This window comes from Micromonospora sp. USAFONa4, from assembly GCF_057197825.1.
Window position 1 is genome coordinate 440,315 of the sequence record NZ_CM170072.1, and the last position, 24,335, is coordinate 464,649.

General features: G+C 71.0%; 18 protein-coding genes, 3 rRNA genes and 1 pseudogene. 5 read left to right on the forward strand and 17 right to left on the reverse strand.

Annotation, left to right across the window (positions count from 1 at the left end; genetic code table 11):
• Window positions 1-56: 56 nt before the first annotated feature.
• Genes AC0OO9_RS01890 through AC0OO9_RS01905 form a run of 4 tightly spaced genes read right to left on the reverse strand, consistent with a single transcriptional unit; the run spans window position 57 to window position 3,295 of the window.
• Complete coding sequence (locus AC0OO9_RS01890; protein ID WP_484515056.1) at window positions 57-878, reverse strand: methyltransferase domain-containing protein; 822 nt, start codon at window positions 876-878, stop codon at window positions 57-59.
• A complete protein-coding gene (locus AC0OO9_RS01895; RefSeq protein WP_484515057.1) occupies window positions 875-1,912 on the reverse strand; it encodes a glycosyltransferase family 4 protein in 1,038 nt (345 codons plus the stop codon). The genes AC0OO9_RS01890 and AC0OO9_RS01895 overlap by 4 nt, the downstream gene beginning before the upstream one ends.
• Window positions 1,913-2,311 carry a 6-pyruvoyl trahydropterin synthase family protein gene (locus AC0OO9_RS01900; protein ID WP_484515058.1) on the reverse strand — a complete coding sequence of 133 codons (399 nt, stop codon included), beginning with the start codon at window positions 2,309-2,311 and terminating at the stop codon, window positions 1,913-1,915.
• 3 nt (window positions 2,312-2,314) lie between these two features.
• Window positions 2,315-3,295 (reverse strand): zinc-dependent alcohol dehydrogenase, encoded by a 981-nt coding sequence (locus AC0OO9_RS01905; protein ID WP_484515060.1) that lies wholly within the window; start codon window positions 3,293-3,295, stop codon window positions 2,315-2,317.
• 92 nt (window positions 3,296-3,387) lie between these two features.
• Here AC0OO9_RS01905 and AC0OO9_RS01910 point away from each other — a divergent pair.
• Window positions 3,388-5,860, forward strand: a pseudogene (locus AC0OO9_RS01910) (CDP-alcohol phosphatidyltransferase family protein).
• A 196-nt stretch (window positions 5,861-6,056) separates the two neighbouring features.
• Here the strand turns inward: AC0OO9_RS01910 and AC0OO9_RS01915 are convergent.
• The 3 genes from AC0OO9_RS01915 to AC0OO9_RS01925 all read right to left on the reverse strand — a co-directional run bounded on the left by AC0OO9_RS01915 (window position 6,057) and on the right by AC0OO9_RS01925 (window position 8,745).
• The gene (locus AC0OO9_RS01915; RefSeq protein ID WP_484518121.1) at window positions 6,057-6,602 is read right to left on the reverse strand and encodes a GerMN domain-containing protein; all 546 of its coding nucleotides are present in this window, start codon (window positions 6,600-6,602) and stop codon (window positions 6,057-6,059) included.
• 116 nt (window positions 6,603-6,718) lie between these two features.
• The gene (locus tag AC0OO9_RS01920; RefSeq protein ID WP_484515062.1) at window positions 6,719-8,074 is read right to left on the reverse strand and encodes a sensor histidine kinase; all 1,356 of its coding nucleotides are present in this window, start codon (window positions 8,072-8,074) and stop codon (window positions 6,719-6,721) included.
• Window positions 8,071-8,745, reverse strand: coding sequence for a response regulator transcription factor (locus AC0OO9_RS01925; RefSeq protein ID WP_484515065.1), 675 nt, complete (start codon window positions 8,743-8,745; stop codon window positions 8,071-8,073). The genes AC0OO9_RS01920 and AC0OO9_RS01925 overlap by 4 nt, the downstream gene beginning before the upstream one ends.
• Window positions 8,746-8,919: 174 nt before the next feature.
• Here AC0OO9_RS01925 and AC0OO9_RS01930 point away from each other — a divergent pair, with 174 nt between their 5' ends.
• The 3 genes from AC0OO9_RS01930 to AC0OO9_RS01940 are packed head-to-tail and all read left to right on the forward strand — an operon-like array spanning window position 8,920 to window position 10,298.
• Entirely contained in the window at window positions 8,920-9,291 is a 372-nt protein-coding gene (locus tag AC0OO9_RS01930; protein WP_192581595.1) for a GlsB/YeaQ/YmgE family stress response membrane protein, read from the forward strand.
• Window positions 9,288-9,944: an STAS domain-containing protein gene (locus AC0OO9_RS01935; RefSeq protein ID WP_484515067.1), complete on the forward strand. Its 657-nt coding sequence runs from the start codon at window positions 9,288-9,290 to the stop codon at window positions 9,942-9,944. Before AC0OO9_RS01930 ends, AC0OO9_RS01935 begins: the two co-directional genes overlap by 4 nt.
• A 54-nt stretch (window positions 9,945-9,998) precedes the next feature.
• Entirely contained in the window at window positions 9,999-10,298 is a 300-nt protein-coding gene (locus tag AC0OO9_RS01940) for a BON domain-containing protein (RefSeq protein WP_484515069.1), read from the forward strand.
• Window positions 10,299-10,430: 132 nt separating this feature from the next.
• Here AC0OO9_RS01940 and AC0OO9_RS01945 read toward each other — a convergent pair whose 3' ends face one another.
• A complete protein-coding gene (locus AC0OO9_RS01945; protein WP_484515071.1) occupies window positions 10,431-11,180 on the reverse strand; it encodes a DNA-formamidopyrimidine glycosylase family protein in 750 nt (249 codons plus the stop codon).
• Between the two features lie 86 nt (window positions 11,181-11,266).
• Here AC0OO9_RS01945 and AC0OO9_RS01950 point away from each other — a divergent pair, with 86 nt between their 5' ends.
• The gene (locus tag AC0OO9_RS01950) at window positions 11,267-12,343 is read left to right on the forward strand and encodes a spore photoproduct lyase family protein (protein ID WP_484515073.1); all 1,077 of its coding nucleotides are present in this window, start codon (window positions 11,267-11,269) and stop codon (window positions 12,341-12,343) included.
• Window positions 12,344-12,409: 66 nt separating this feature from the next.
• Here the strand turns inward: AC0OO9_RS01950 and rrf are convergent.
• The 9 genes from rrf to AC0OO9_RS01995 form a co-directional block, all read right to left on the reverse strand.
• Window positions 12,410-12,526 (reverse strand): 5S ribosomal RNA (gene rrf / locus AC0OO9_RS01955).
• Between the two features lie 89 nt (window positions 12,527-12,615).
• Window positions 12,616-15,727 (reverse strand): 23S ribosomal RNA (locus AC0OO9_RS01960).
• 375 nt (window positions 15,728-16,102) lie between these two features.
• Window positions 16,103-17,617: ribosomal RNA gene (locus AC0OO9_RS01965) — 16S ribosomal RNA — on the reverse strand.
• Together the 16S, 23S and 5S rRNA genes form the textbook arrangement of a ribosomal RNA operon.
• Window positions 17,618-18,241: 624 nt before the next feature.
• A complete protein-coding gene (locus tag AC0OO9_RS01970) occupies window positions 18,242-19,090 on the reverse strand; it encodes a DUF6807 domain-containing protein (RefSeq protein ID WP_484515075.1) in 849 nt (282 codons plus the stop codon).
• Window positions 19,091-19,113: 23 nt separating this feature from the next.
• Window positions 19,114-19,752 (reverse strand): hypothetical protein, encoded by a 639-nt coding sequence (locus tag AC0OO9_RS01975; RefSeq protein WP_484515077.1) that lies wholly within the window; start codon window positions 19,750-19,752, stop codon window positions 19,114-19,116.
• Window positions 19,749-20,654 carry a carbohydrate ABC transporter permease gene (locus AC0OO9_RS01980; RefSeq protein ID WP_421450429.1) on the reverse strand — a complete coding sequence of 302 codons (906 nt, stop codon included), beginning with the start codon at window positions 20,652-20,654 and terminating at the stop codon, window positions 19,749-19,751. The genes AC0OO9_RS01975 and AC0OO9_RS01980 overlap by 4 nt, the downstream gene beginning before the upstream one ends.
• Complete coding sequence (locus AC0OO9_RS01985; RefSeq protein WP_132238143.1) at window positions 20,651-21,631, reverse strand: carbohydrate ABC transporter permease; 981 nt, start codon at window positions 21,629-21,631, stop codon at window positions 20,651-20,653. Before AC0OO9_RS01985 ends, AC0OO9_RS01980 begins: the two co-directional genes overlap by 4 nt.
• Before the next feature lie 29 nt (window positions 21,632-21,660).
• Window positions 21,661-23,010 (reverse strand): ABC transporter substrate-binding protein, encoded by a 1,350-nt coding sequence (locus AC0OO9_RS01990; RefSeq protein WP_484515079.1) that lies wholly within the window; start codon window positions 23,008-23,010, stop codon window positions 21,661-21,663.
• A gap of 19 nt (window positions 23,011-23,029) precedes the next feature.
• Window positions 23,030-24,157 carry a LacI family DNA-binding transcriptional regulator gene (locus AC0OO9_RS01995; RefSeq protein WP_132238147.1) on the reverse strand — a complete coding sequence of 376 codons (1,128 nt, stop codon included), beginning with the start codon at window positions 24,155-24,157 and terminating at the stop codon, window positions 23,030-23,032.
• Between the last annotated feature and the right edge of the window lie 178 nt (window positions 24,158-24,335).

Sequence of the window (24,335 nt, forward strand, 5' to 3'; positions counted from 1 at the left end):
GGGCCCGTCCCGGATGCCCGCCCCGCCGGTGGTCGCGCACCGGCGGGGCACCCGGTTCAGCCACCGCCGGCCAGCAGGTCGAGGTGCTCGACCAGCACGTCGAGCCGGCCGGCGGCGATCTCGGCGCGGCGCCGGCGGGCGTACGCCCGGGTCGGGCCGGTCAGCTCGGGCCGCTGCTCGCAGGCGGCGTCGAGCCAGCCGGTGAACCACTCGCCGGCCAGCTCCGCCCGCTGCGGGCCGAGCCGCCAGGGGCTGGGCCGCAGCACCACGTCGACGCCGTGCCGGGCGAACGCCGCCGCGCAGGCGTGCACGGCGTCCGGCCCGAGCAGGGCGCGCCCGTCGACCGTGCGTCGCTGGTGGTCGTTGAACGCGGCGGCGATCCGCCCGTCCCACGGAGCCGCCGGGGTGAGCCGCACCCGGCCGGCCACCGACAGGGCCAGCAGGGCCGGGCGGCCCGCCCCGGCGCAGGCCGCGACGAGCCGCTCGATCTCCGCCGCGGTGAGCATGTCCAGCAGCGCGGACGCGGTGACCAGCGACGCGTCGGCCAGGTCGGCGGCCGTCAGCCGGGTGAGGTCGCCGCGGCGGACCTCGACGGTGACCGGTCCGCCGTCGCCGGCGGCGGGCATCCCGGCGGCCGCGCGGGCGAGCAGGTCGGCGTCTGCGTCGTGCAGGATCCAGTGCTGCGGGCCGGGCAGCCGCGGCGCGAGCCAGCGGCCCATCGCGCCGGTGCCGGCGCCGAGGTCGTGCACGACGAGCGGTCCGGCGCCGGCCAGCCGGGGGCGGACCAGGTCCACCAGCTCCTCGGCGCGGGCCGCCGCGTCGGCGGGCTCCCGTAGCGCCAGCCAGTGCGCGAAGCGCGGCGGCAGGTGCCCGGTCATGCCGCGGCCGTCCCGGCCAGCACCGCGCCCGCGACGGTCGCGGGGACCGTCCAGTCGTCGAGCGTGCGCCGCCGCCCGCGCGCCGCCCGCCGCAGCGCCCGGCGCAGGTCGGGCTCGCCGAGCCAGCGCCGCAGCGCGCCGGCCAGGGCCACCGGGTCGTCGGGCGGCACGAGCAGTCCCGGCGCCGCGCCGTCGGGCGCGCGGCCCAGGGCCTCGGGCAGCCCGCCGGCCGCCGTGGCGAGCACCGGCACGCCCCGCGCGAGGGCCTCGGTGACCACCATCCCGTACGTCTCCCGGCGCGAGGCCAGCACCAGCAGGTCGGCGGCGGCGTACGCGGCGTGCAGGGCCGCCCCGGTGCGCGGGCCGACCAGGCGCACCCGGTCGGCGAGACCGTGCCCGGTCACCCGCCGCCGCAGGGCCGCCACGAACCCCGGGTCCCGGGTCAGCGGCCCCACGCAGACGCAGCTCCAGGGCAGGTCGGCGACCGCCGCCAGGCCCTCCACCAGCACGTCGTGCCCCTTGTGCGGGGCGAGGGCGGCGACGCAGAGCAGGTTCCCGCCGGCCGGTGACCCGGGCGCGGGCGGGGCCGGGTCCACGCCGGGCCGGGCGACGTACACCCGGTCGGCCGGCAGCGCGTACCGGTCGAACAGCCGCCGACGGGTCCACTCGCTGGTGGTGACGACCGCGTCGGCGGCGGCCAGGGCGGCCGCCTCGGCGTCGTGCTCCAGCGGCAGGTGCACGACGACGACGAGGCGCAGCCGCCGGGTGTGCGGGGCGAGCACCTCCGGCACGCAGGAGGCGACCAGCCCGTCGAGCAGGACCGGCGCCCGGTCGGGCAGCGCCGCGAGCACCGTGGCGAGCCCGGCGCGCGCGGCCCGGTCGGGGCGGGGCCAGTCGCCGGGCACGGCGTGTTCGCGGACCGTCCAGCCGGCCGCCGCGAGGCCCCGGCAGAGCCGGCGGTCGTAGCCGTTGCCGCCGCTCGGCTCGGCCGGGTCGTCGATGTCGTTCGGCAGCACGACGTGCACCGTCGCCATTCAGAGCGACCGTTCGTAGCTGGCCCAGGCGACGTGCGACTCGTGCAGCGTGACGGTGATGCCGGCCAGGGCGCGCGCGCCCGCGCCGAGGTCGCCGGCGCGTATCCGCTCGGCCAGGCGGTCGGCGACCGCGCGGGCCAGCACCTCGGTGGTCGTGTTCACCCCGGCGAAGGCCGGGTCGTCGTCGAGGTTGCGGTAGGTCAGTTCCCCGAGCACCGCCTTGAGCTGGTCGGTGGCGAGCCCGATGTCGACCACCACGCCGTCGGCGTCGAGGTCGGGACGGCGGAAGGTGGCGTCCACGACGAAGGTCGCCCCGTGCAGGCGCTGCGCCGGGCCGAACACCTCCCCCCGGAAGCTGTGGGCGATCATCATGTGGTCTCGGACGGTCACGCTGAACACGGGTCACTCTCCGTCGTAGGTGATGAGGTGGCACAGTGCCGGGAGGCTGCCGGCGGTCAGCCGGGCCAGCACGTCGGGCAGCTCCGCGAAGCGGGACTCGCCGGTGAGCAGCGTGTCGAAGGCGGGCTCGGCGAGCAGCTCCAGGGCGAGCCCCAGCCGGTCGGGGAAGCTGCGGCTGCCCCGTCGGACCGGCGCGACGGCGCCCACCTGGCTCCCGCGCACGCTCAGCCGGCCGGAGTGGAACGCCCCGCCCAGCGCCAGCGCGACGGTGCGGTCGCCGTACCAGCTCAGCTCGACGACGGTGCCCTCCGGCCGGAGCAGCTCCAGCGAGCGTTGCAGGCCGGCGGCGGTGGCGCTGGCGTGCACCACGAGGTCCCGCCCGCCGGCGGCCTCCTCCGGCGGGGCGAAGCCGACGCCGAGTGCCGCGGCGACGGTCGCCCGGGCCGGATCGGTGTCGACCAGCTCCACCCGCACGCCGGGGAAGCGGGCGAGCAGCGCCGCCACGCAGCAGCCGACCATGCCGCCGCCGACCACGCTCACCCGGTCGCCGACCAGGGGCGCGGCGTCCCAGAGCGCGTTCACCGCCGTCTCCACCGTCCCGGCGAGCACCGCGCGGGCGGGCGGCACCGCGTCCGGCACGGGCACCACCGCGCCGGCCGGGACCACGTACGCGCTCTGGTGCGGGTGCAGGCAGAACACGGTCCGGCCGCACAGCTCGTCCGGGCCCCGCTCGACCACCCCCACGTTGAGGTAGCCGTACTTCACCGGTGCCGGGAAGTCCCCCTCCTGGAACGGGGCGCGCATCGCCGCGTGCTGGTCGGCGGGGACGCGGCCGGCGAAGACCAGCGTCTCCGTGCCCCGGCTGACGCCCGAGTACCGGCTGCGGACGAGCACCTCGTCCGGGCCGGGGTCGGCGAGCGGGACCGACCGGATCTCACCCTCGCCGGGCGTACGCAGCCAGAAGGCGCGCGCCTCACCGGTCACCGGCTCCTCCTCACCCGCATCCGGGGCGAACCGAACGACGGTATTTCCCGTAGTTCCTGTCGGATGTCGTCGACAATAGACACGGAGGCACGGTGCCCACGGTTCGAAAAGACCCGGCGATCGGGCTGATCGTCCAGATTGTCCTGCTGGCGGGGCTGGCCGCGACGGTCGGTCTCGGCCCGGCGGGCTGGCTCGCCGGGGCCGCGTACGGGGCGGCGCTGTGCCTGATCCTCGACCGGGGGCTGCGCCGGTCGGGCGCGTACGCCCTCGGGCCGGCCGACCGGGTGACGCTGGCCCGGGCGCTCCTCGTCGGCGGCGTGACGGCGCTGACGGGGGACGCGCTCGCCCCGACCGCCGTCGACCGGGCCGCGTCGGTCGGGGTGCTGGTCGCCCTCACCGCCGTGGCGCTGGCCCTCGACGCCGTCGACGGGTACGTGGCCCGGCGCACCGGCACCGCCAGCGCGCTGGGGGCCCGCTTCGACATGGAGGTCGACGCGTTCCTCATCCTCGTGCTCGGGGCGGCCGTCGCGCCCGCCGTGGGCGCCTGGGTGCTCGCCCTTGGCGCCATGCGGTACGCGTTCGTCGCCGCCGGGTGGGTGCTGCCCTGGCTGCGCCGGCCGCTGCCCCCGAGGTACTGGCGCAAGGTCGTCGCGGCGGCGCAGGGCGTGCTGCTGCTGGTCGCGGCCGCCGGGGTGCTGCCCGGGCCGGGCGACGCGCTGGTGCTGGCGGTCGCGCTGGCCCTGCTCGTCGAGTCGTTCGGCCGCGACGTCGGGTGGCTGTGGCGGCGCCGCTCGGCCCGGGCGGTGCCGCCGGGCGCCCCGCGCCGCCGGCTCCGGCCCGCGGCGGTACGCCCCGACCTCGTCGCCACCCGTGACTGACCGGCCCCCGTCGCAGCCCGCGACCGAGCCGACCTCGTCGCCGCCCGCGACCGACCGGTCGGCTGCCGGGGCGCGCGCCCGTACCTCCGAAGGAACGGGCCGACGACGGTGGGGCGCGGCGCGGGTGACGACCGCGCTGGCCGCCCTGCTGGTGCTGGTCGCCCTGACCGCGCCGCACCAGCCCGCCCGGCTCACGCCCGGCGCGTTCGTGCGGGTGCCCCTCGAAGGCCTGCTCGCGGTCGCCGTGCTGCTCGCCCTGCCGGCCCGCACGCGGCGGCCGGTGGCGGCGTTCGTGGGCGCGCTGCTCGGGTTGCTGGCCCTGCTGAAGGTCGCCGACCTGGGCTTCCTCGCGACGCTCGGCCGCCCCTTCGACCTGGTGCTCGACTGGGCCCTGCTCGACGACGCGATCGGGTTCCTCACCGATTCGGCCGGGCGGGTGGGCGCCGCCGGGGCGGTCGTCGCGGCCGTGCTGCTGCTCGCCGCCGTGCTCCTCGCGACGACGCGGTCCGTGCTGCGGCTGACCCCCCTGCTGGTGCAAAACCGCGCCGCCACCCGGCGCACGGTCGCCGCGCTGGTGGTGGTCTGGCTGGCCTGCGCCACGTTCGGCGTGCGGGTGTCCCCCGGCGTGCCGGTGGCCGACGCCGCCGCGACCGACCTGGTCGGCGACCACGCCCGCGAGGTGCGCGCCCGGCTGCGCGACCGGGAGGTCTTCGCGGCCCAGGTCGGCGTCGACGCGTTCCGGGACGCCCCCGGCGACCGCCTGCTGACCGCGCTGCGCGGCAAGGACGTGGTGGTCGCCTTCGTGGAGAGCTACGGGCGCGACGCGGTGGAGAACCCGGAGTACGCCCCGGGCGTGGGCGCCGTGCTGGCCGACGGGGACCGCCGGCTACGGGCCGCCGGCTTCGCCTCGCGCAGCGGGTTCCTCACCTCGCCGACCACCGGCGGCGGCAGCTGGCTGGCCCACGCCACGCTGCTGTCCGGCATGTGGGTGGACAACGACCAGCGGCACCGCAGCCTGCTGGCCAGCGACCGGTTGACGCTGGGCGGCGCCTTCCGGCGGGCCGGCTGGCGCACGGTGGGGGTGATGCCGGCCGCCACCCGGCCCTGGCCGGAGGGGGCCTTCTTCGGCTACGAACGCTTCTACGACGCCCGCAGCCTCGGCTACCGGGGGCCGAAGTTCAGCTACGCCCCGATGCCCGACCAGTACACCCTGGCGACCTTCGAACGCCTGGAGCGCTCCCGGGCGGATCGCGCTCCGGTGATGGCCGAGATCGCGCTCGTGTCCAGCCACTCCCCCTGGACGAAGATCCCGCGCCTCGTCGACTGGTCGCGGGTCGGCGACGGGACCGTCTTCCACGCCGAGACCACCCGCAACCCGTCGTCGCAGCCCCGCGCCGGCTACCGCCGGTCCGTCGAGTACTCCCTGGGCACCCTCGTGTCCTACCTGGAGACCCACGGCGACGACGACCTCGTGCTGGTCTTCCTCGGCGACCACCAGCCCGCCCCGGTCGTCACCGGCGCCGGGGCGAGCCGGGAGGTGCCGGTCACCGTCGTCGCCCGGGACCCGGCCGTGCTCGACCGGATCTCGGGATGGGGCTGGGACGACGGACTCCGGCCCGGGCCGCGCGCGCCGGTCTGGCCGATGGACGCCTTCCGCGACCGGTTCCTCACCGCCTTCGGCGGCTGACCACGCCCGCGCGACACCGTGGGCAGCCTGCCCCCGGAGTGCCCGACGGCCCGCCTCCGCAGCACCGGTCGGGGGCCGCCGTCGGGGCACCGGACGGAGACCGCGTCGGGGGCACCGAGCGGGCCACCCCTGGACACCGGGCGGGGCGCCGTCGGGCGCGGGCCCGTCGGGGCGTCCGCAGCACGGGCCGGTTCCGTCAGCGGGGTGCCACGAGGCCGGCGTAGTCGTCGGCGGTCAAGGGCCGGCGGGACAGCGACCCGTCGGCCCGCGGCACCCCCAGCGGGGCCCCGGCCCGGAAGAAGGCCACGGTGTCGACGTCGGAGCGGGCGGTCAGGGTGCAGACGATCTGCCCGAAGGCGAGGACCTCGTCGCTGCGGCCCGTCTCGTCGCCGGCCCCGCCGAGGTCCACGTCGACCTCGTTGCCTCGCGGCCGGGCGGCGGCGACCGGCACGGCCCCGGGCAGCGCCGTCGTCAGGCCCCGGTCGCGCTCGGCGGTGGTCGGGCCGGCCAGCAGGTGCTGGAGCTGGGCGTCGACGGTGGGCGTGCCGTCGACCCGACGCTCGACGCGGACCAGCCGGTCGTCGCTGACGAAGCAGAGGACCTCCGTCGTCCGCCCCGCGGTCAGGGTGGGGGTCGGTGTCGCCACGATCGCCCCCGGCGAGGGGAACGGCCCGGGCGGGGGTGCCACGGCGCGCGGGGCGCCCTCGATCGGGACGCCGCAGCCGCCCAGCAGCCCCAGCACGACGAGCGCGCCGCCGACGGCCCGCCACCGGCCCGCCCGCCAGCCGGACGCGGACGGGACGCGGACGGGGATGCGGCCGGTCGCGGCGGGCGGCGGCTGCACGGCCGCGCGGCAGGTCACGGCAGCACCCCGGGCAGCTCGACCCGGAAGCGGGCGCCCCCGCCGGGGCGGTCGCCCGCGTCGGCCCGTCCCCGGTGCGCGGCGGCGTGCTGCGCGACGATGGCCAGCCCGAGCCCGGTGCCGTCGCCGTCGGCCCGCGAGTGCGCGGCCCGGCCACGGACGAAGCGGTCGAAGATGGGGTCACGGTCCTCCGGCGGCACGCCCGGCCCCTCGTCGTCGACCTCGACGATCCCCGTCCCGTCCCGCTGCGACAGCCGTACGGCCACCGGCCCGCCGCCGTGGCGCAGCGCGTTGTCGACCAGGTTGGCCAGGATCTGCTCGACCCGACGCTCGTCGACCAGCCAGGTGGGCGGGACACCCGCGCCGACCCGGACGAGCGTGGCCGGCAGCCCACGGACCTGACAGACGCGCCGGGCCAGCGCCGCCACGTCGACCGGCGTCCGGTCGACCGGCTGGTCGCTGCGGGCGAGCTGGATGAGGTCGTCGACAAGCTGCTGGAACCGGGTGATCTCATCGGCCACGAGGCCGGCGGCGGTGGCGGTGCGCTCGTCGAGGTGGGCCCGGCGACGGGCCAGGACGCTGGCCGCGGCCGAGAGGGTCTGCAGCGGCGAGCGCAACTCGTGGCTGACGTCGGCGGCGAAGCGCCGGTCCCGCTCGATACGGCGGGAGAGCTGGTCGACCATGTGGTTGAAGGACGTGGAGAGCCGGGTGAGGTCGGGGTCGGTGGTCGCGGCGAGCCGGGCGGAGAAGTTGCCCGCCGCGATCTCCTGTGCGGCGTCGGCCACCGCCGTCAGCGGCCGCAGGCTGTGCCGGGTGGCGTACCAGCCCAGGGCGGCGCCGGACCCGGCGACCACGATGGCCACGGCGGTAAGTGCCAGCGCCAGGACCCGCAGGGTCTGGTCCAGCTCGCGCAGCGACGTCAGCTCGTAGTAGCTGGTGGACGGGGCCAGCGGCAGGCCGACGAGCAGGGTGGGCTGGCCGTTGACCCGGACCCGCTGCACGGCCGGTTCCCCGGCGCGGACGAGCTGTTGCAGGTCGACCGGGATGGCGGCGGTCAGGCCGGCGTCGGCCGTACGGGCGTACCAGTCGTCGCCGCGGTGCAGCAGCGGCCGGCGGTTGCCGCCGGTGTCGAGGGACCGCAGCACCTCCACCACGTCGGGGGCCTCCGTGTCCAGGCCGGTACGCACCACCGCCGCGTCGAAGTACGCCGCCCGCACGGCGGTGCGCTCCCGCTCGTCCAGCAGGGATCGCCTGGTCAGCTCGTACGAGACCAGCGCCATCGAGGCCGACAGCAGCAGCGCGCCGACCGCGAACCCGGCGGACACCCGGGCCCGCAGTCCGAGGCGCCTCACCGGGTCAGCTTGTAGCCGAGGCCGCGCAGGGTGACCAGGTGCCGGGGGTTGCCCGGATCGTCCTCGATCTTCTGCCGCAGCCGACCCACGTGCACGTCGACGAGCCGCTCGTCGCCGGTGTCGTAGCCCCAGACCCGTTGCAGCAGCTGGTGGCGCGACAGCACCCGGCCGGCGTGCTCGGCCAGCTCGCACAGCAGCCGGAACTCGGTGCGGGTGACCGGCACCGGCTGCCCCGCCAGGCGTACCTCCCCGGCGTCCGGGCTGACCTCCAGCTGCCCGAAGGTGAGTACCGGTACCGGCTCGGGCGCCGCCCGGGCCCGGCGCCGCAGGGCGCGCAGCCGCGCCGACAGTTCCTTGATCGCCACCGGCTTGACCACGTAGTCGTCGGCTCCCGCCTCCAGTGCCGCGACGATGTCGTGGGTGTCGTCGCGGGCGCTGACCACCACGATCGGCACGTCGTCGTCGCGGCGCAGCCGCCGGATGCACTCGAAGCCGTCGAGGCCCGGCAGCATCAGGTCGACCAGTACGGTGTCGGCCGGTTCCCGGCGCTGCCGCAGCAGTCCCTCCTCGGCGGTGGCCACGCCCCGGACGCGGTAGCCCTCGTCCTCGAGCGCGAGCAGCAACGCCAGACGGATCCGGTCGTCGTCCTCGATCACCAGCACGTCCGTCATACCGGCATCATCCCCAAGGCGGCGACGGGCGCCCAACCGTGTCCGGCGTTCGGCGGTTTTGTCACGCAACTGTCATACAACCGCGTGACCCGCGCCACGGGCGGCGCCGAGGGTGGTGGGGAAACATCCGTGGGCCGGCTGCCGTCGGCCGACCGGCCCGGCAGGAGGGACCAGATGACCGTCGCCGGTCTCCTCACCGCACTCGCCGTCGGCCTCCTCGTCGCCGGGGCGGGCTGGTGGGTGACCCCGCGCCGGCGGGAGGTGCCGGCCTGGCTGGCCCTGGTGGCGGGGATCGTCACCGCGCTGCTCGGCGTCATCCTGGCCCGCATCGTCGGCCTCGACACCGACCGGTCGGGCGCGTGGCGCGTCGGCGTGCCGGCCGCCTCGGCCGTCGTCGGCGTCGCCCTCGTGGCGGCCACGGCCGGCCCCCGGCGCGCCGCCGCCCCGCCGCGCGGGACGGGGCCGGACCTCGACACCGCCCAGACGCCGCCGGTCGCGGGCCGGCGCGTGGCACGGCCCGACCTCCCGTGGAGGAAGACACGATGACCGTCGTACCGGACGAGCACCTGATGACGTTGATCTGCGACAGCTGCGGGGACACCACCACGGGCACCGCCTGCGTCCTGCCCGACGCCGAGGTCGTCTGGACCCTGGTGGCCGAACACGGCTGGAGCGGCTCGCCGTTCGCCACGGGCCCGCACCGCTGTCCCCGGTGCAGCCTGCCGGGTCTCGCGGGCGGGGGCGACGCCGACGCCACCGGTCAGGGCGGGGTGCCGGGCGTGGACCACCTCGACGACGTCGCGGCGGCGACAGCCGCCGGGAACGTCGACGTCGACACCACCGACGAGCTGCGGTCCGCGCTAGGGCAGGCGGTGGACGTCGCCGGGCACGTGGTGGTCGACCTGACCCGGGTGCACCTCATCGACGCCAGCGGGCTCGCGCTGCTCGTCCGGGCCCACCGCGACGCCCGGGAGCGTAACGCCGTGCTCTGCCTGGCCGCTCCGTCCCGTTTCATCCGCACCGTGCTGCACACCATGCGGCTCGACGGGCTGTTCCCGGTCTTCGCGAGCCCGCAGGAGGCGTTCCGGCGGCTCTCCCCGGGCGGGACAGGTGACACCGCCGGGCTGGCGGCCGTCGCCGCCGGGCCGGATCCGCGCGGTCTCCGCGCGGCGGCGGTGACCGACGCGTCGTCCCGCTGACCCGATCGCCGGGCCCGGACCACCCGGCCGCAGACCATCGAGAGGAAGCACGCCATGCTCATCCCCTGGCCGTACCCGGACGAGGGCGCGTTCCGCCCCGAGCCGCCGGGCCCCGCGCCGGACGACGAGGACGGCCGGTTGGCGGCGCTGGTCGCCCAGCGGCTGAGCAGCGACTGGACCACCCGCCGCCAGCAGATCGTGGTGACCGTCCAGAACCGCGTCGTCATCCTCGCGGGCGTCGTGACCGGCCCGGAGACCCGGCGGGTGGCCGGCGAGATCGCCTGGGACGTCCGGGGCGTCGCCGACGTCTGCAACGCCCTGCGGCTCGCCGCCTCGCGCCGGCCCCGCCACTGAGCGCCCGCCCCTTCACCGAATGCCTGCCCCTTCACCGGACGCCCGCTCCCGACGACCGCCGCGGCGTCCGGCCGGAAGGACCTCTCCTCCCGGCCGAGGGGTATCCCGGCGGACCGGCGGCCCGGGGACGGGTCAGGCCGCGGGCTGGTCGACCGGGCAGGCGTACGCCGTGCGACCGCCCAGCTGCCACGTGCGCACCCGGGCGCCGCAGCGCCGGCAGGTCGGCCGCTTGTAGACCCACCGCTCGTCGGGCGCCGCCGGGTCGCTGACCACCTGGCCGGCGTCGCGGCCCAGCGTGAGGTACCCGACGGCGAGCTCCCACAGCCGGCGGGCCGGTGCCGGACCGACCGCCCGGGCGTCCGGGTCGAGGCCGGCGAGGAAGAGCAGCTCCGCCCGCCAGGCGTTGCCGAGGCCCGCCCACACCGCCTGGTCGAGCAGCGCCGCGCCGACCGCGCCCCTGGCGGCGCCGAGCCGGCGTACCGCGTCCTCGCCGTCGGCGTCGGCACGCAGCGGATCCGGGCCGAGCGAGGCCCGCAGCGCGCGCTCGCCGTCGTCCGGAAGCGGTTCGCAGCGGATGGGCGCGATCAGGTCGTACGCGACGCCGGCGCGGGCCAGGCGCAGCCGGACGCCCTTGCGGGGCGGGACGGCCGGGTCGTCGTGACGCAGGAACAGCCCGCGCATGCCGAGGTGCACATGCAGGGCTGGCGCGTCGTCGACGTGGTAGAGCAGGTGCTTGCCGTACGCGTCCACCGCGCGCAACCGCCGCCCGTCGTACGGGCCGGCGTCGAGGCGACCCTGCGGGCTGGACACGGCGAGGACCTGCCCGGCGAGGGCGGCGTGCTGCTCGCGCGCGTACCGGTGGACGAGGTGGCCCTCGGGCATGCGGCCCGGGTACCCGCGGCACGGGCGCGAAAACGGTGCGTCCGGGGTGCGGGAACAACACCGATCGGTCCGCAGTTGTCCCTTTCGTGACCGACGTTGCTCCGCACCCGCGGCTGTTCGACATCCGGCGGATCTACGTGGAGCCGGAGGCCGCCGCGCTGCCCCGTGGTCGGGCCGTGCTGGAGCGCTTTCCCGACGCGGAGCGCGTCGAGGTCGAGAGCCACTCCCGCATCCCGGAGCTGTACGGGGACGAGACGAACGTGGCCCGGTGGGTGCGGATCAAGACGGAGGCCCTGGTGCTGGGGGTCAAGAAGTCCCTCACCGCCCGCCCGAACGGCCGCTCGGCCGACTTCATCGCCCCGTCCACGGCGAACGGCTGCGCGATGGCGTGCGCCTACTGCTACGTGCCGCGCCGCAAGGGCTACAGCAACCCGGTGACGGTCTTCGCCAACATCGACCGGATCACCGGCTACCTGGGCCGGCACGTGGGCCGGCAAGGCGTCAAAAGTGAGCCGAACCAGTGCGACCCCGCCGCCTGGGTCTACGACATCGGCGAGAACTCCGACTGCTCGCTGGACGCCCGCATCTCCGACAACGTCCGGGACCTGGTGACCCTGTTCCGGGGCCTGCCCACCGCGAAGGCCACGTTCGCCACGAAGCACGTCAACCGTGACCTGCTCGACTGGGATCCCCGGGGCCGGACCCGCGTCCGGTTCTCGCTGATGCCGGCCCGCGACGCCAAGCTGCTCGACATCCGGACCTCCCCGGTCGCGGAGCGGTTGGCCGCCATCGACGACTTCGTCGCGGCCGGCTACGAGGTGCATGTCAACTTCAGCCCGGTGGTGGTCCGCGACGGGTGGCTGGACGACTGGGCGGAGCTGCTCGACCAGCTCGACGACGCGCTCGGGCCCGCCGCCAAGGCGCAGCTCGCCGCCGAGGTCATCTTCCTGACCCACAACGACCGGCTGCACGAGGTGAACCTCGGCTGGCACCCGAAGGCCGAGGAGATCCTCTGGCGGCCGGATCTCCAGCAGCCGAAGCGGTCGCAGACCGGCGGCTGGAACGTGCGGTACCGCACCGGCAGCAAGGGCGCCTACGTGGCGGCGTTGACGGACCTGATCGCCGCGAAGGCACCGTACTGCCGGGTCCGCTACGCCTTCTGACGGGCTCCCGTTCACGGAAAGCAGTTCAGGGCCACCCCGTACGGGGTGGCCCTGAACTGAAAGATTGTCCGGCGGTGTCCTACTCTCCCACACCCTCCCGAGTGCAGTACCATCGGCGCTGGAGGGCTTAGCTTCCGGGTTCGGAATGTAACCGGGCGTTTCCCCTCCGCCATGACCGCCGTAACTCTATCAACATATCAAACAACACCACACACACAATGTGGTCTGTTGTTCGTTTGCTGTGAGTTGCACAGTGGACGCGTAGCAGCTTAGTAGTCAAGTCCTCGGCCTATTAGTACCGGTCAACTGAACCCGTTACCGGGCTTACATTTCCGGCCTATCAACCCAGTCGTCTAGCTGGGGGCCTTACCCCACCAAAGGTGGGTGGGATACCTCATCTTGAAGCGAGCTTCCCGCTTAGATGCTTTCAGCGGTTATCCCTTCCGAACGTAGCTAACCAGCCGTGCCCCTGGCGGGACAACTGGCACACCAGAGGTTCGTCCGTCCCGGTCCTCTCGTACTAGGGACAGCCCTTCTCAAGTATCCTACGCGCACGGCGGATAGGGACCGAACTGTCTCACGACGTTCTAAACCCAGCTCGCGTACCGCTTTAATGGGCGAACAGCCCAACCCTTGGGACCTGCTACAGCCCCAGGATGCGACGAGCCGACATCGAGGTGCCAAACCATCCCGTCGATATGGACTCTTGGGGAAGATCAGCCTGTTATCCCCGGGGTACCTTTTATCCGTTGAGCGACACCGCTTCCACTCGCAAGTGCCGGATCACTAGTCCCGACTTTCGTCCCTGCTCGACCTGTCAGTCTCACAGTCAAGCTCCCTTGTGTACTTGCACTCAACACCTGATTGCCAACCAGGCTGAGGGAACCTTTGGGCGCCTCCGTTACCCTTTAGGAGGCAACCGCCCCAGTTAAACTACCCACCAGACACTGTCCCTGAACCGGATAACGGTCCGAAGTTAGATACCCAAATCAACCAGAGTGGTATTTCAAGATTGCCTCCACCCATACTGGCGTATGGACTTCACCGGCTCCCACCTATCCTACACAAGCTAATTCGGATACCAATGTCAAGCTATAGTAAAGGTCCCGGGGTCTTTCCGTCCTGCCGCGCGTAACGAGCATCTTTACTCGTAATGCAATTTCGCCGGGCCTGTGGTTGAGACAGTGGGGAAGTCGTTACGCCATTCGTGCAGGTCGGAACTTACCCGACAAGGAATTTCGCTACCTTAGGATGGTTATAGTTACCACCGCCGTTTACTGGCGCTTAAGTTCTCCGCTTCGCCCCCGAAGGAGCTAACAGGTCCCCTTAACGTTCCAGCACCGGGCAGGCGTCAGTCCATATACATCGAATTACTTCTTCGCATGGACCTGTGTTTTTAGTAAACAGTCGCTTCCCCCTGCTCTCTGCGGCCATACAACGCTCCACCCGCGCGGGGCTTCACGTCTCCGGCCCCCCTTCTCCCTAAGTTACGGGGGCAATTTGCCGAGTTCCTTAACCACAGTTCGCCCGATCGCCTCGGTATTCTCTACCTGACCACCTGTGTCGGTTTGGGGTACGGGCCGCTAAGAACTCGCTAGAGGCTTTTCTCGGCAGCATAGGATCACTGACTTCACCTGAATCGGCTCGGCATCACGTCTCAGCCTTCATGGCGTGCGGATTTGCCTACACACCGGCCTACACGCTTACCCCGGCACAACCACCGGCCGGGCTCAGCTACCTTCCTGCGTCACCCCATCGCTTGACTACTACCCGCCAGGTTCCCACGCTCCCCAACCTTGATCCGAAGATCGCAGCCGGTTCGGGTGGTTAGCACAACGAGGTTCATCAGGGACGCTCTTTCGCGGGTACGGGAATATCAACCCGTTGTCCATCGACTACGCCTCTCGGCCTCGCCTTAGGTCCCGACTCACCCAGGGCGGATTAGCCTGGCCCTGGAACCCTTGGTCATCCGGCGGAAGGGTTTCTCACCCTTCTTTCGCTACTCATGCCTGCATTCTCACTCGTGCCGCGTCCACAACTGGGTCACCCCGCTGCTTCACCCCCGGCACGACGCTCCCCTACCCATCCACACACCTGCACAACACATCAAGGCGTTGCGTGGTTAAAATGTGAATGCCACAGCTTCGGCGGTGTGCTTGAGCCCCGCTACATTGTCGGCGCGGAACCACTTGACCAGTGAGCTATTACGCACTCTTTAAAGGGTGGCTGCTTCTAAGCCAACCTCCTGGTTGTCTATGCGACCCCACATCCTTTTCCACTTAGCACACGCTTAGGGGCCTTAGCTGGTGATCTGGGCTGTTTCCCTCTCGACTACGAAGCTTATCCCCCGCAGTCTCACTGCCGCGCTCTCACTTACCGGCATTCGGAGTTTGGCTGATTTCGGTAAGCTTGTGGGCCCCCTAGACCATCCAGTGCTCTACCTCCGGCAAGAAACACGCGACGCTGCACCTAAATGCATTTCGGGGAGAACCAGCTATCACGGAGTTTGATTGGCCTTTCACCCCTAACCACAGGTCATCCCCCAACTTTTCAACGTTGGTGGGTTCGGCCCTCCACGCGGTCTTACCCGCGCTTCAGCCTGCCCATGGCTAGATCACTCCGCTTCGGGTCTAGGACACGCGACTGAATCGCCCTATTCAGACTCGCTTTCGCTACGGCTCCCCCACACGGGTTAACCTCGCCACATGCCACTAACTCGCAGGCTCATTCTTCAAAAGGCACGCCGTCACCCCGCAAGGCTCCGACGGATTGTAGGCGAACGGTTTCAGGTACTATTTCACTCCCCTCCCGGGGTACTTTTCACCATTCCCTCACGGTACTCGTCCGCTATCGGTCACCAGGAAGTATTTAGGCTTACCAGGTGGTCCTGGCAGATTCACGGCAGATTACAGGGGTCCGCCGCTACTCGGGAACACCCACAGAAGACCAGCCACTTTCACCTACCGGACTCTCACCGCCTACGGTCAGCCTTTCCAGACTGTTCGGCTAGCAACTGGCTTTGTAACTTCTCGAACAAGTGTCAGCTCATTCAGCAGGGTCCCACAACCCCAACCACGCAACCCCTGACAGGTATCACACGCAGCCGGTTTAGCCTCAATCCGCTTTCGCTCGCCACTACTCACGGAATCACTATTTGTTTTCTCTTCCTACGGGTACTGAGATGTTTCACTTCCCCGCGTTCCCCCCACACACCCTATGTGTTCAGGTGTGGGTGACTGGACATGACTCCAGCCAGGTTTCCCCATTCGGACACCCTGGGATCACAGCTTGGTTGACAGCTCCCCCAGGCCTATCGCGGCCTCCCACGTCCTTCATCGGCTCCTGGTGCCAAGGCATCCACCGTTCGCCCTTGACAACTTGACCACAAAGATGCTCGCGTCCACTGTGCAATTCTCAACAAACGACCAACCCACAACCCCACAGCCCCACACCAGCACCACCACAGTGATCGGTATGCGAGACCAGGCCATGCCTGGCAACCAGCTCCACCCACAGGCGAAGCAATGGCTCCGAAAGAAACAACCACCGGTTGTTCTTTCAGGACCCAACAGGGTGCTCTACGCCAAACCCCAGCCGCACCAGGAGGAACTGTTCCACACCACCCCGAAAGATGGCCGTACTAGGTATCCCGGCCGTTGCCGGCATCCAACTCACCAGTGTCTCCGCCATTGAGCACCCCACCACCACATTCGGGCAGTGCGGGCTCCTTACCGACTTTCGTCGGAAGGTGCTCCTTAGAAAGGAGGTGATCCAGCCGCACCTTCCGGTACGGCTACCTTGTTACGACTTCGTCCCAATCGCCAGCCCCACCTTCGACGGCTCCCTCCACAAGGGTTGGGCCACCGGCTTCGGGTGTTGCCGACTTTCGTGACGTGACGGGCGGTGTGTACAAGGCCCGGGAACGTATTCACCGCAGCGTTGCTGATCTGCGATTACTAGCGACTCCGACTTCACGGGGTCGAGTTGCAGACCCCGATCCGAACTGAGACCGGCTTTTTGGGATTCGCTCCACCTCACGGTATCGCAGCCCATTGTACCGGCCATTGTAGCATGCGTGAAGCCCTGGACATAAGGGGCATGATGACTTGACGTCATCCCCACCTTCCTCCGAGTTGACCCCGGCAGTCTTCGATGAGTCCCCGCCATAACGCGCTGGCAACATCGAACGAGGGTTGCGCTCGTTGCGGGACTTAACCCAACATCTCACGACACGAGCTGACGACAGCCATGCACCACCTGTGACCGCCCCCGAAGGACCCGACATCTCTGCCGGTTTTGCGGCCATGTCAAACCCAGGTAAGGTTCTTCGCGTTGCATCGAATTAATCCGCATGCTCCGCCGCTTGTGCGGGCCCCCGTCAATTCCTTTGAGTTTTAGCCTTGCGGCCGTACTCCCCAGGCGGGGCGCTTAATGCGTTAGCTGCGGCACAGGGAACCGGAGAGGCCCCCCACACCTAGCGCCCAACGTTTACAGCGTGGACTACCAGGGTATCTAATCCTGTTCGCTCCCCACGCTTTCGCTCCTCAGCGTCAGTATCGGCCCAGAGACCCGCCTTCGCCACCGGTGTTCCTCCTGATATCTGCGCATTTCACCGCTACACCAGGAATTCCAGTCTCCCCTACCGAACTCTAGCCTGCCCGTATCGACTGCAGGCCCGCAGTTGAGCTGCGGGTTTTCACAGTCGACGCGACAAGCCGCCTACGAGCTCTTTACGCCCAATAAATCCGGACAACGCTCGCACCCTACGTCTTACCGCGGCTGCTGGCACGTAGTTGGCCGGTGCTTCTTCTGCAGGTACCGTCACTTACGCTTCGTCCCTGCTGAAAGAGGTTTACAACCCGAAGGCCGTCATCCCTCACGCGGCGTCGCTGCATCAGGCTTCCGCCCATTGTGCAATATTCCCCACTGCTGCCTCCCGTAGGAGTCTGGGCCGTGTCTCAGTCCCAGTGTGGCCGGTCGCCCTCTCAGGCCGGCTACCCGTCGTCGCCTTGGTAGGCCATCACCCCACCAACAAGCTGATAGGCCGCGAGCCCATCCCAGGCCGAAAAACTTTCCACCACCAACCATGCGACCGGTGGTCCTATTCGGTATTAGCCCCCGTTTCCGAGGGTTATCCCAAAGCCTAGGGCAGGTTGCTCACGTGTTACTCACCCGTTCGCCGCTCGAGTACCCCGAAGGGCCTTTCCGCTCGACTTGCATGTGTTAAGCACGCCGCCAGCGTTCGTCCTGAGCCAGGATCAAACTCTCCAACAAAAACTTGTTGAAAAACTGTCCCGACAACAAAAGTGTTGCCAAAGGAATCCAAGACCAGCCAAACCGAAGCCTGACCAGTCCAGGGTATAAATCATAATTGGCACTGGCTTATCAAGCACCCTGTTGAGTTCTCAAAGAACAACCACACACCGCCCAGAAACCCCACACCGTGGAGCACCCGACCCGGGGCATTTAGTTCACCACACCCGCCGCTTCCCGCGCCGGGCACTTTTACTACGTTACCCGGTGGTTTCCGCCATGTCAAACCGCTTCGTAGCGATCCGCACCACTTCAACCCATTTTCCGGGCACCCCGATGACTCGACTCTCGCCGACGGTCTTCGGGAAGTTCGGCAGACCGGCCGCTCCGCGGTTTCCCGCGAGCTCGCCCGGTTCCCTGCCGGCCGTGAACCTTACCCGGTCGGTTCCGCCTCGCCAAATCCGCCTCGCGACGAATCCGGGGCACCGCCCGTGCCGATCCCGGTGGGGGAACCCCACCCGGACCGATGGTCTCACCGCGCTCCGGCCTCGCCAGGGCTTTCGCCCTGTTCGTCCGTTCCGCGCTGGCAGAGAGAAAGTTACGCCCGCCCGGCAAGATCGTCAAATCGGGGGTGGGAGGGCCGCGTCACACCGTCCCGCCGGCGGCCAACGCGGCGGCCGTCGCCTGGTCGAGCGTGCCGTCGGCGACGACCACCCGGTGCCGCCCGGTGCGACTCGTACCCGCGGTGATCACCCTGGGCCGGTCGAAGGCGAACGCCACGCAGACCCCCGGGTACATCGCGGTGCGGACGAACCAGCGGTCGCCCTCCGCGAGCCCCGCCAGCACGAGCGTGTACGCGGCCCCGTCCGGCCCGGTGCCGGTGAAGGCCAGCCACGGCGCGTCGCTGCCGTTGACCGCCTCCTCCCCCTCGGCGGTGGCGGTGCACACCCGCGCGGGTGTCGCGCTGACCGCCCGCCAGAAGAAGCCGCCGTAGCCGGCGCCGCCCGGGCGTCCGTTGGTCGCCGGGCTGCCCAGGGCGACGTCCCGGTCGGCGGGGGCGGTCAGCGTGTATCCGACGTCGAGGGCCCAGGCCCACTCGCCGACCCGCTGCGCGACCAGCTCCCGCCGCTCGGTGAGCAGCACCGCCCCGTCCCGGTCCCGCCACTCCAGCCGGTGCGCGAGCCGTTGCGGGTCGCGGGTCTCCCAATGGGTGTGCGCGATGCGGCCGTGGTCGTCGCGCCACGTGTAGCCGGTGTCGCGGACGTAGGTGCGCCCGCCCCACAGGTTGGTGCCGTCGACGTCCTGCACGGCCAGGGACGCGCCGAGGTGCCAGACGTGGTCGGCCGGGAACGCGTCGGTGACCACGGTCCCGCCGAGGGTCCGCACGGGGTGCAGGTACGGGCGGGGGCCGTGCCGGGGGTCGATCGCCGGGTCGACGACGTACCGGGCCACCGGCACGTCGTCGACGCTGAGCTGCCGATCGTTCTCGGTCACGGCGGCCCGCCGGTCGTCGCCCGTCACGACTGTCCCACCGGGGCGGGCACGGTCCGCCGCGCTACGGCGTGCAGGGCGGCGACCACGTACCCGGCGAGGATGGGCACCGCGACCGGGATGACCAGGACGGCGAGCAGCGCGGCGACGGCGCTGACCCCGCCAGCGGCGGCCCAGGTGCCCGGGCGGGCACGGCAGGCGCCGGCGGCGGCACCGGCGGCCTCCCGCCAGCCACGGCCACCGCGGCGGCCGACCTCCACCACCACCAGCGCGGCGTACCCGGCCAGGGCGGCGGCCAGCACGACGGTGACCAGGAGCAGCGGTGCCCCGCCGGGGACCCGGCCACCGGCCAGCGCGGCGACGTTCACGGCGAGCAGTCCGAAGGCGGCGACCGTCAGCACGCTCACCCCCACGCCGGGCAGCAGGGCGCGGCCGTAGCGGGTCAGGTTCTCCCGCGCGGAGGGCCAGGACCCTACGGTGTACCGGTCGTGCACCGCCGCGCTCGCGGCGGCGACGGCCGCCGCCGCGGTGACCACCGGAAGCGCCGCCAGGGTCAGGACGATGCCGAGCACCGCCAGGTCCGTGGCGTCGGTCAGCACGTCCCGCCAGTCGCGACGGGCCGGCCCGTCCTCCCGGTCCGGCCCGTCGTCCGGGTGCGGCCTCATCCCTTGAGTCCGCTCGTGTTGATGCCCTCCACCAGCATCCGCTGGAAGGCCACGAAGAACAGGAACACCGGCAGCAGCGACAGCACCGACATGGCGAACATCGGGCCGACGGCGCTCTGGCTCGTCGAGTCGATGAACAGGGTCAGCGCCACCGGCACGGTGTAGTCCTCGAGGTCGGAGAGGAAGACGAGTTGCCGGAAGAAGTCGTTCCAGGTCCAGATGAACGAGAAGATCGCCGTGGTGACCAGCGCCGGGCGGCTCAGCGGCAGGATCACGTGCCGGAAGATGCCGAAGGCGTTCGCACCGTCGATCTTGGCGGCCTCGTCGAGCTCGCGCGGGATGCCCCGCATGAACTGCACCATCAGGAAGACGAAGAACGCCTCGGTGGCCAGGAACTGCGGGATCAGCAGCGGCAGGTACGGCCACTCGCCGCCCACCAGGCCCAGGCTGCGGAACAGGATGTACTGCGGCACGATCAGCACGTGCCCGGGCAGCAGGAGCGTCCCGATCATCACGGCGAACCAGACGCCCCGCAGCCGGAACCGCAGCCGCGCGAAGGCGTACGCGGCGAGCAGGCAGGAGACGCCGTTGCCGACCACGGTCAGCAGGCTGACCATCGCGCTGTTCAGGAAGAACCGGCCGAAGCTGAAGTCGAAGTTGGTCCAGCCGTCGGCGTAGTTGCCGGGGGTGAACTCGTTCGGCAGCAGGCCGATGTTGTTGACGATCTCCTCCTGGCTCTTCAGGGACGTACCGATCATCCAGAAGAGCGGGTAGAGCACGACCGCGACGATCGCGATCAGGATGAGCAGGCGCACGGCCTGCCCGCCGCCGCCACCCGGGCGGCGCGGGCCGCGCGGGCCGGTCGTCGCCGGGGTTGCCGTCGGGGTCGCCGTCGCCGTCACCGGTCCTCCCCGTCCGAGTAGTGCACCCAGAACCGCCCGGTGCTGAAGAAGATCGCGGTGATGATCGCGATGGCGAGCAGGAAGACCCAGGCCATCGCCGAGGCGTAGCCCATCTCCAGGTTGGTGAAGCCCGTGATGTAGAGGTTCAGCGTGTACATCAGGGTGGAGTCGACCGGGCCGCCGGTGCCGTTGCTGAGCACGAACGCGGCGGTGAAGCCCTGGAAGCCGTTGATGGTCTCCAGCACCAGGTTGAAGAAGATCACCGGCGAGAGCATCGGCAGGGTGACGGCGACGAACTGCCGCCACTTGCCGGCGCCGTCGACGGAGGCCGCCTCGTAGAGCTCGGTGGGCACCTGCTTGAGGCCGGCCAGGAAGATCACCATGGGCGCGCCGAACTGCCAGATGGCGAGCACCATGAGGGTCTCCAGGGCCCAGTCGGGGTCGTTGACCCACGGCTTGCCCTCGATGCCGAAGACGCCCAGCAGCGAGTTGAACGCGCCCTCGCGGTTGAACATGTTCACCCAGACGATGGCCAGCGCGACGCTGCCGCCGAGCAGCGACGGCAGGTAGAACAGGCCGCGGAACAGCCCGACGCCGCGCCAGGCGCGGTTGAGCAGCAGGGCCACCCCGAGCGCGGCCGCCAGCTTCAGCGGCACGGCGACCAGGGCGAAGGTGAGCGTCACCCGCACCGAGTGCCAGTACGACGGGTCGGCGGTGAACATGCGCTCGTAGTTGGCGAATCCGACCCACTCCACCTCGGAGAAGGGGGTGAGGATGTCGTAGTTCGTGAAGCTCAGGTAGAGCGACAGGAGCATGGGTATCGCCGTGACGGCCATCAGGCCGAGCAGCCAGGGCGACAGGAAGACGTAGCCGGCCAGACCGTCTCCGTGCCGGGCCCGCCCGACCCCACGCCTGCCGGCGGGGGTCGGGACGGGTCCGGTACGTCGGGTCGGGTCGGGCGCCGTGGTCAGAGCCACGAACCGATTCCTCTCCGTGTGGCGTCAGGTCAGGCGATGGCGGACTTGCAGGCGGCGATGAACTGCTCCGCCGCCTGGGCGGAGCTGATCCGGCCGTACTGGGCGTTCTCGGCGGCCTTGATCAGCTCGGCGCGGACCTTGCTGTGCCCCTTGAGCGGGACCTGCGGCGCCTCGCCAAACTTCTCCGCCAGGTCGGACTCGACCTGGATCGACTGCTTCATCGCCGGATCGGTGACGTCGTCGCTGACCACCCGGCGCAGGTCCAGGTTCGACGGCAGGCCCCGGTCGGTGCCGAGGATCTTGACGGCCTCGGGGTCGTTCGCCAGGAAGTTGATGACGTCGACCGCGACGTCCTTGTGCTTGCTGCCCTTGAACACCGACCAGTACATGGAGGCGCGGGCCCACTGGGCGCTCGGGTCACCGGGGTAGGCGATGACGCCCAGCTCGTCCTTGGTGTTCTTCTTCAGCTCCGGCATCTGGTTGACCCAGACCCAGCTGGTGCCGGCCTTGCCGGTGACCACGAGCTGCTTGGTGATGTCGGTGGCGTTGCCCTCGTGGATGACGTCGGGGGTCGGGGTGGCGCCCCGGTCCCGGGCGCCCTTCCACAGGTCGAACCACTTCGTCACGTCCTCGGCGGTGAAGCCGAGCTCCTTGCCCTTGTAGAGGTCCTTGCCCTGCTGGCGCAGCCACACCCAGAACGCCTTGTAGTCGGCGCTCGGGTCCTGGGTGCCGGGCACCTTGGTCTTCTTCGCCACCTGCTCGGCCCAGGCGATGTGCTCCTCCCAGGTCATGCCGGTGGTCGGCTCGGGCAGGCCGTTCTTGGTCAGCAGGGTCTTGTTGTAGACCAGGCCCTGGGTGTTCTCCCCCGAGGCCACGCCGGCGAGCTTGCCGTCGACCACGCCGTACTGCCAGAGGCTCTTGGGGAACTTCGACACGTCGAGGTCGCCGGAGTCCTTGTACGACGTCAGGTCGAGGGTGGTGCTGCGCGAGGCGTACTCGGCCAGGTAGTTGTCGTCGATCTGGAAGAGGTCCGGCGGGTTGCCGCCGGCGGTGAGTGTGGCCAGCTTGTCGAAGTAGCCCTGGTTGGCCTGCCACGTCTTCTCGAACGTGACGTTCGGGTGCTTCTTGGTGTAGAGGGCGAGGGCCTCCTCGGTCAGCTTCGCCCGGGCCTCACCGCCCCACCAGAAGACCGAGAGCTTGACCGGGGCGTTCGGGTCGGTGCTGGCCTCGTCGTCGCCGCCGCAGCCGGCGGCACCGAGGACCAGGGGCAGGGCGACGACCGCGGCGAGCAGGCCGCGGATCAGACGCCGTCGGGGGACGGGGGTACGGTGAACGGGCACGGCCTGCGTGCCAGTGGTGGGGGGCGTTGCGGGGTGCATGTGCGCTCACTCCTTGGCGTTAGGAGGCGACGACGCCACCGGTGGCCGCGGTCGGGCGACCCGGGCCCGCAAGGCGATGCGGGCCCGGGACGACCAACTCGGCGTCGGGGCGGTTCCGACCGTCTGCCGGCGCGGCGGCGGTCGAGTCGCGGATGACCAGTTCGGTCTGGAGCATTACCTGTGCGGTGGTACGACGGTCGTCGCTCGTGACACCCCGACCGCCGCGTGAGCCACGGGCGGCGACGGTGTCGTGTTGCAGGAGCATGTCGACGGCCGTCCGGCCGGCGGCCGCGTTGGGCGTGGCCACCGTCGTCAACTTGGGCCGGGTGAGCCGGCTCAGGGCGATGTCGTCGATACCGACGACGCTCACGTCCTGCGGGACGCGCATCCCGACGGCGTCGAGCCCTTCGATCAGGCCGATCGCCATCAGGTCGTTGTAGGCGAGGACCGCCGTGGCCTCGCTGCGGCGGACCTGCTCGGCGAGGGCCGCGCCGCCGGTCTCGGTGGGCTGGTTGGGCCCGAGGACGGTGAACTCGGCGCCGCCGGCCCGCGCCGCGACGCCGGCCGCCCGGCGGATCTCCCGGCTGGTCCACGAGCCGCGCGGCCCGCTGAGCAGCGCGATCCGCCGGTGGCCGAGGCCGAGCAGGTGCTCGATGGCCGACCGGGCGCCCTGCCCGACGTCCATGGTGACGCACGGCAGGCCGGCGACCTGCCGGTTTATCACCACCAGCGGCACCTCGCGGCTGAGCTGCTCGATCATGCTATTGCTCATCCGCGGGCTGCACAGCAGCACCCCGTCCACCTGCTTCGCGAGGGCGTGGACCAGCTCCTCCTCGGCGATCGGGTCCTCGTTGGTGTCGGCCACGAACACGTGGTAGTCGCGTTGGCGGGCCTGGCTCTCCGCCGCCTTGATCAGCGGCGGGAAGAACGGGTTGGCGATGTCCGCGATGATCAGTCCGACGTTGTGCGTACGGCCGGTGATCAGGGCGCGGGCGGCGCGGTTGGGCCGGTAGCCGAGCTCCTCGGCGCAGGCCAGCACCCGGCCCCGGGTCTCCGGGTTGACCAGGTGCGGGGCCGAGAACGTGCGGGAGACCGTGGAGATGTGCACGCCGGAGGCCCGGGCGACGTCTCGGATGGTGGCTGGCACGGCGGGGCCCTTCGTCCAGTGTGGCTGGGGTCACGTCAGGTGCCGCCAATTAATGCAAACGGTTGTGCCGGTGTCAACGGCCGATGGTTACAGATGCGTTTCGGCCACGCTCCCACCATGCGCTGAAATGCGGATCAAATCGGATCTATGCCGCCGGTTTGGCATCCATCGTTGACGC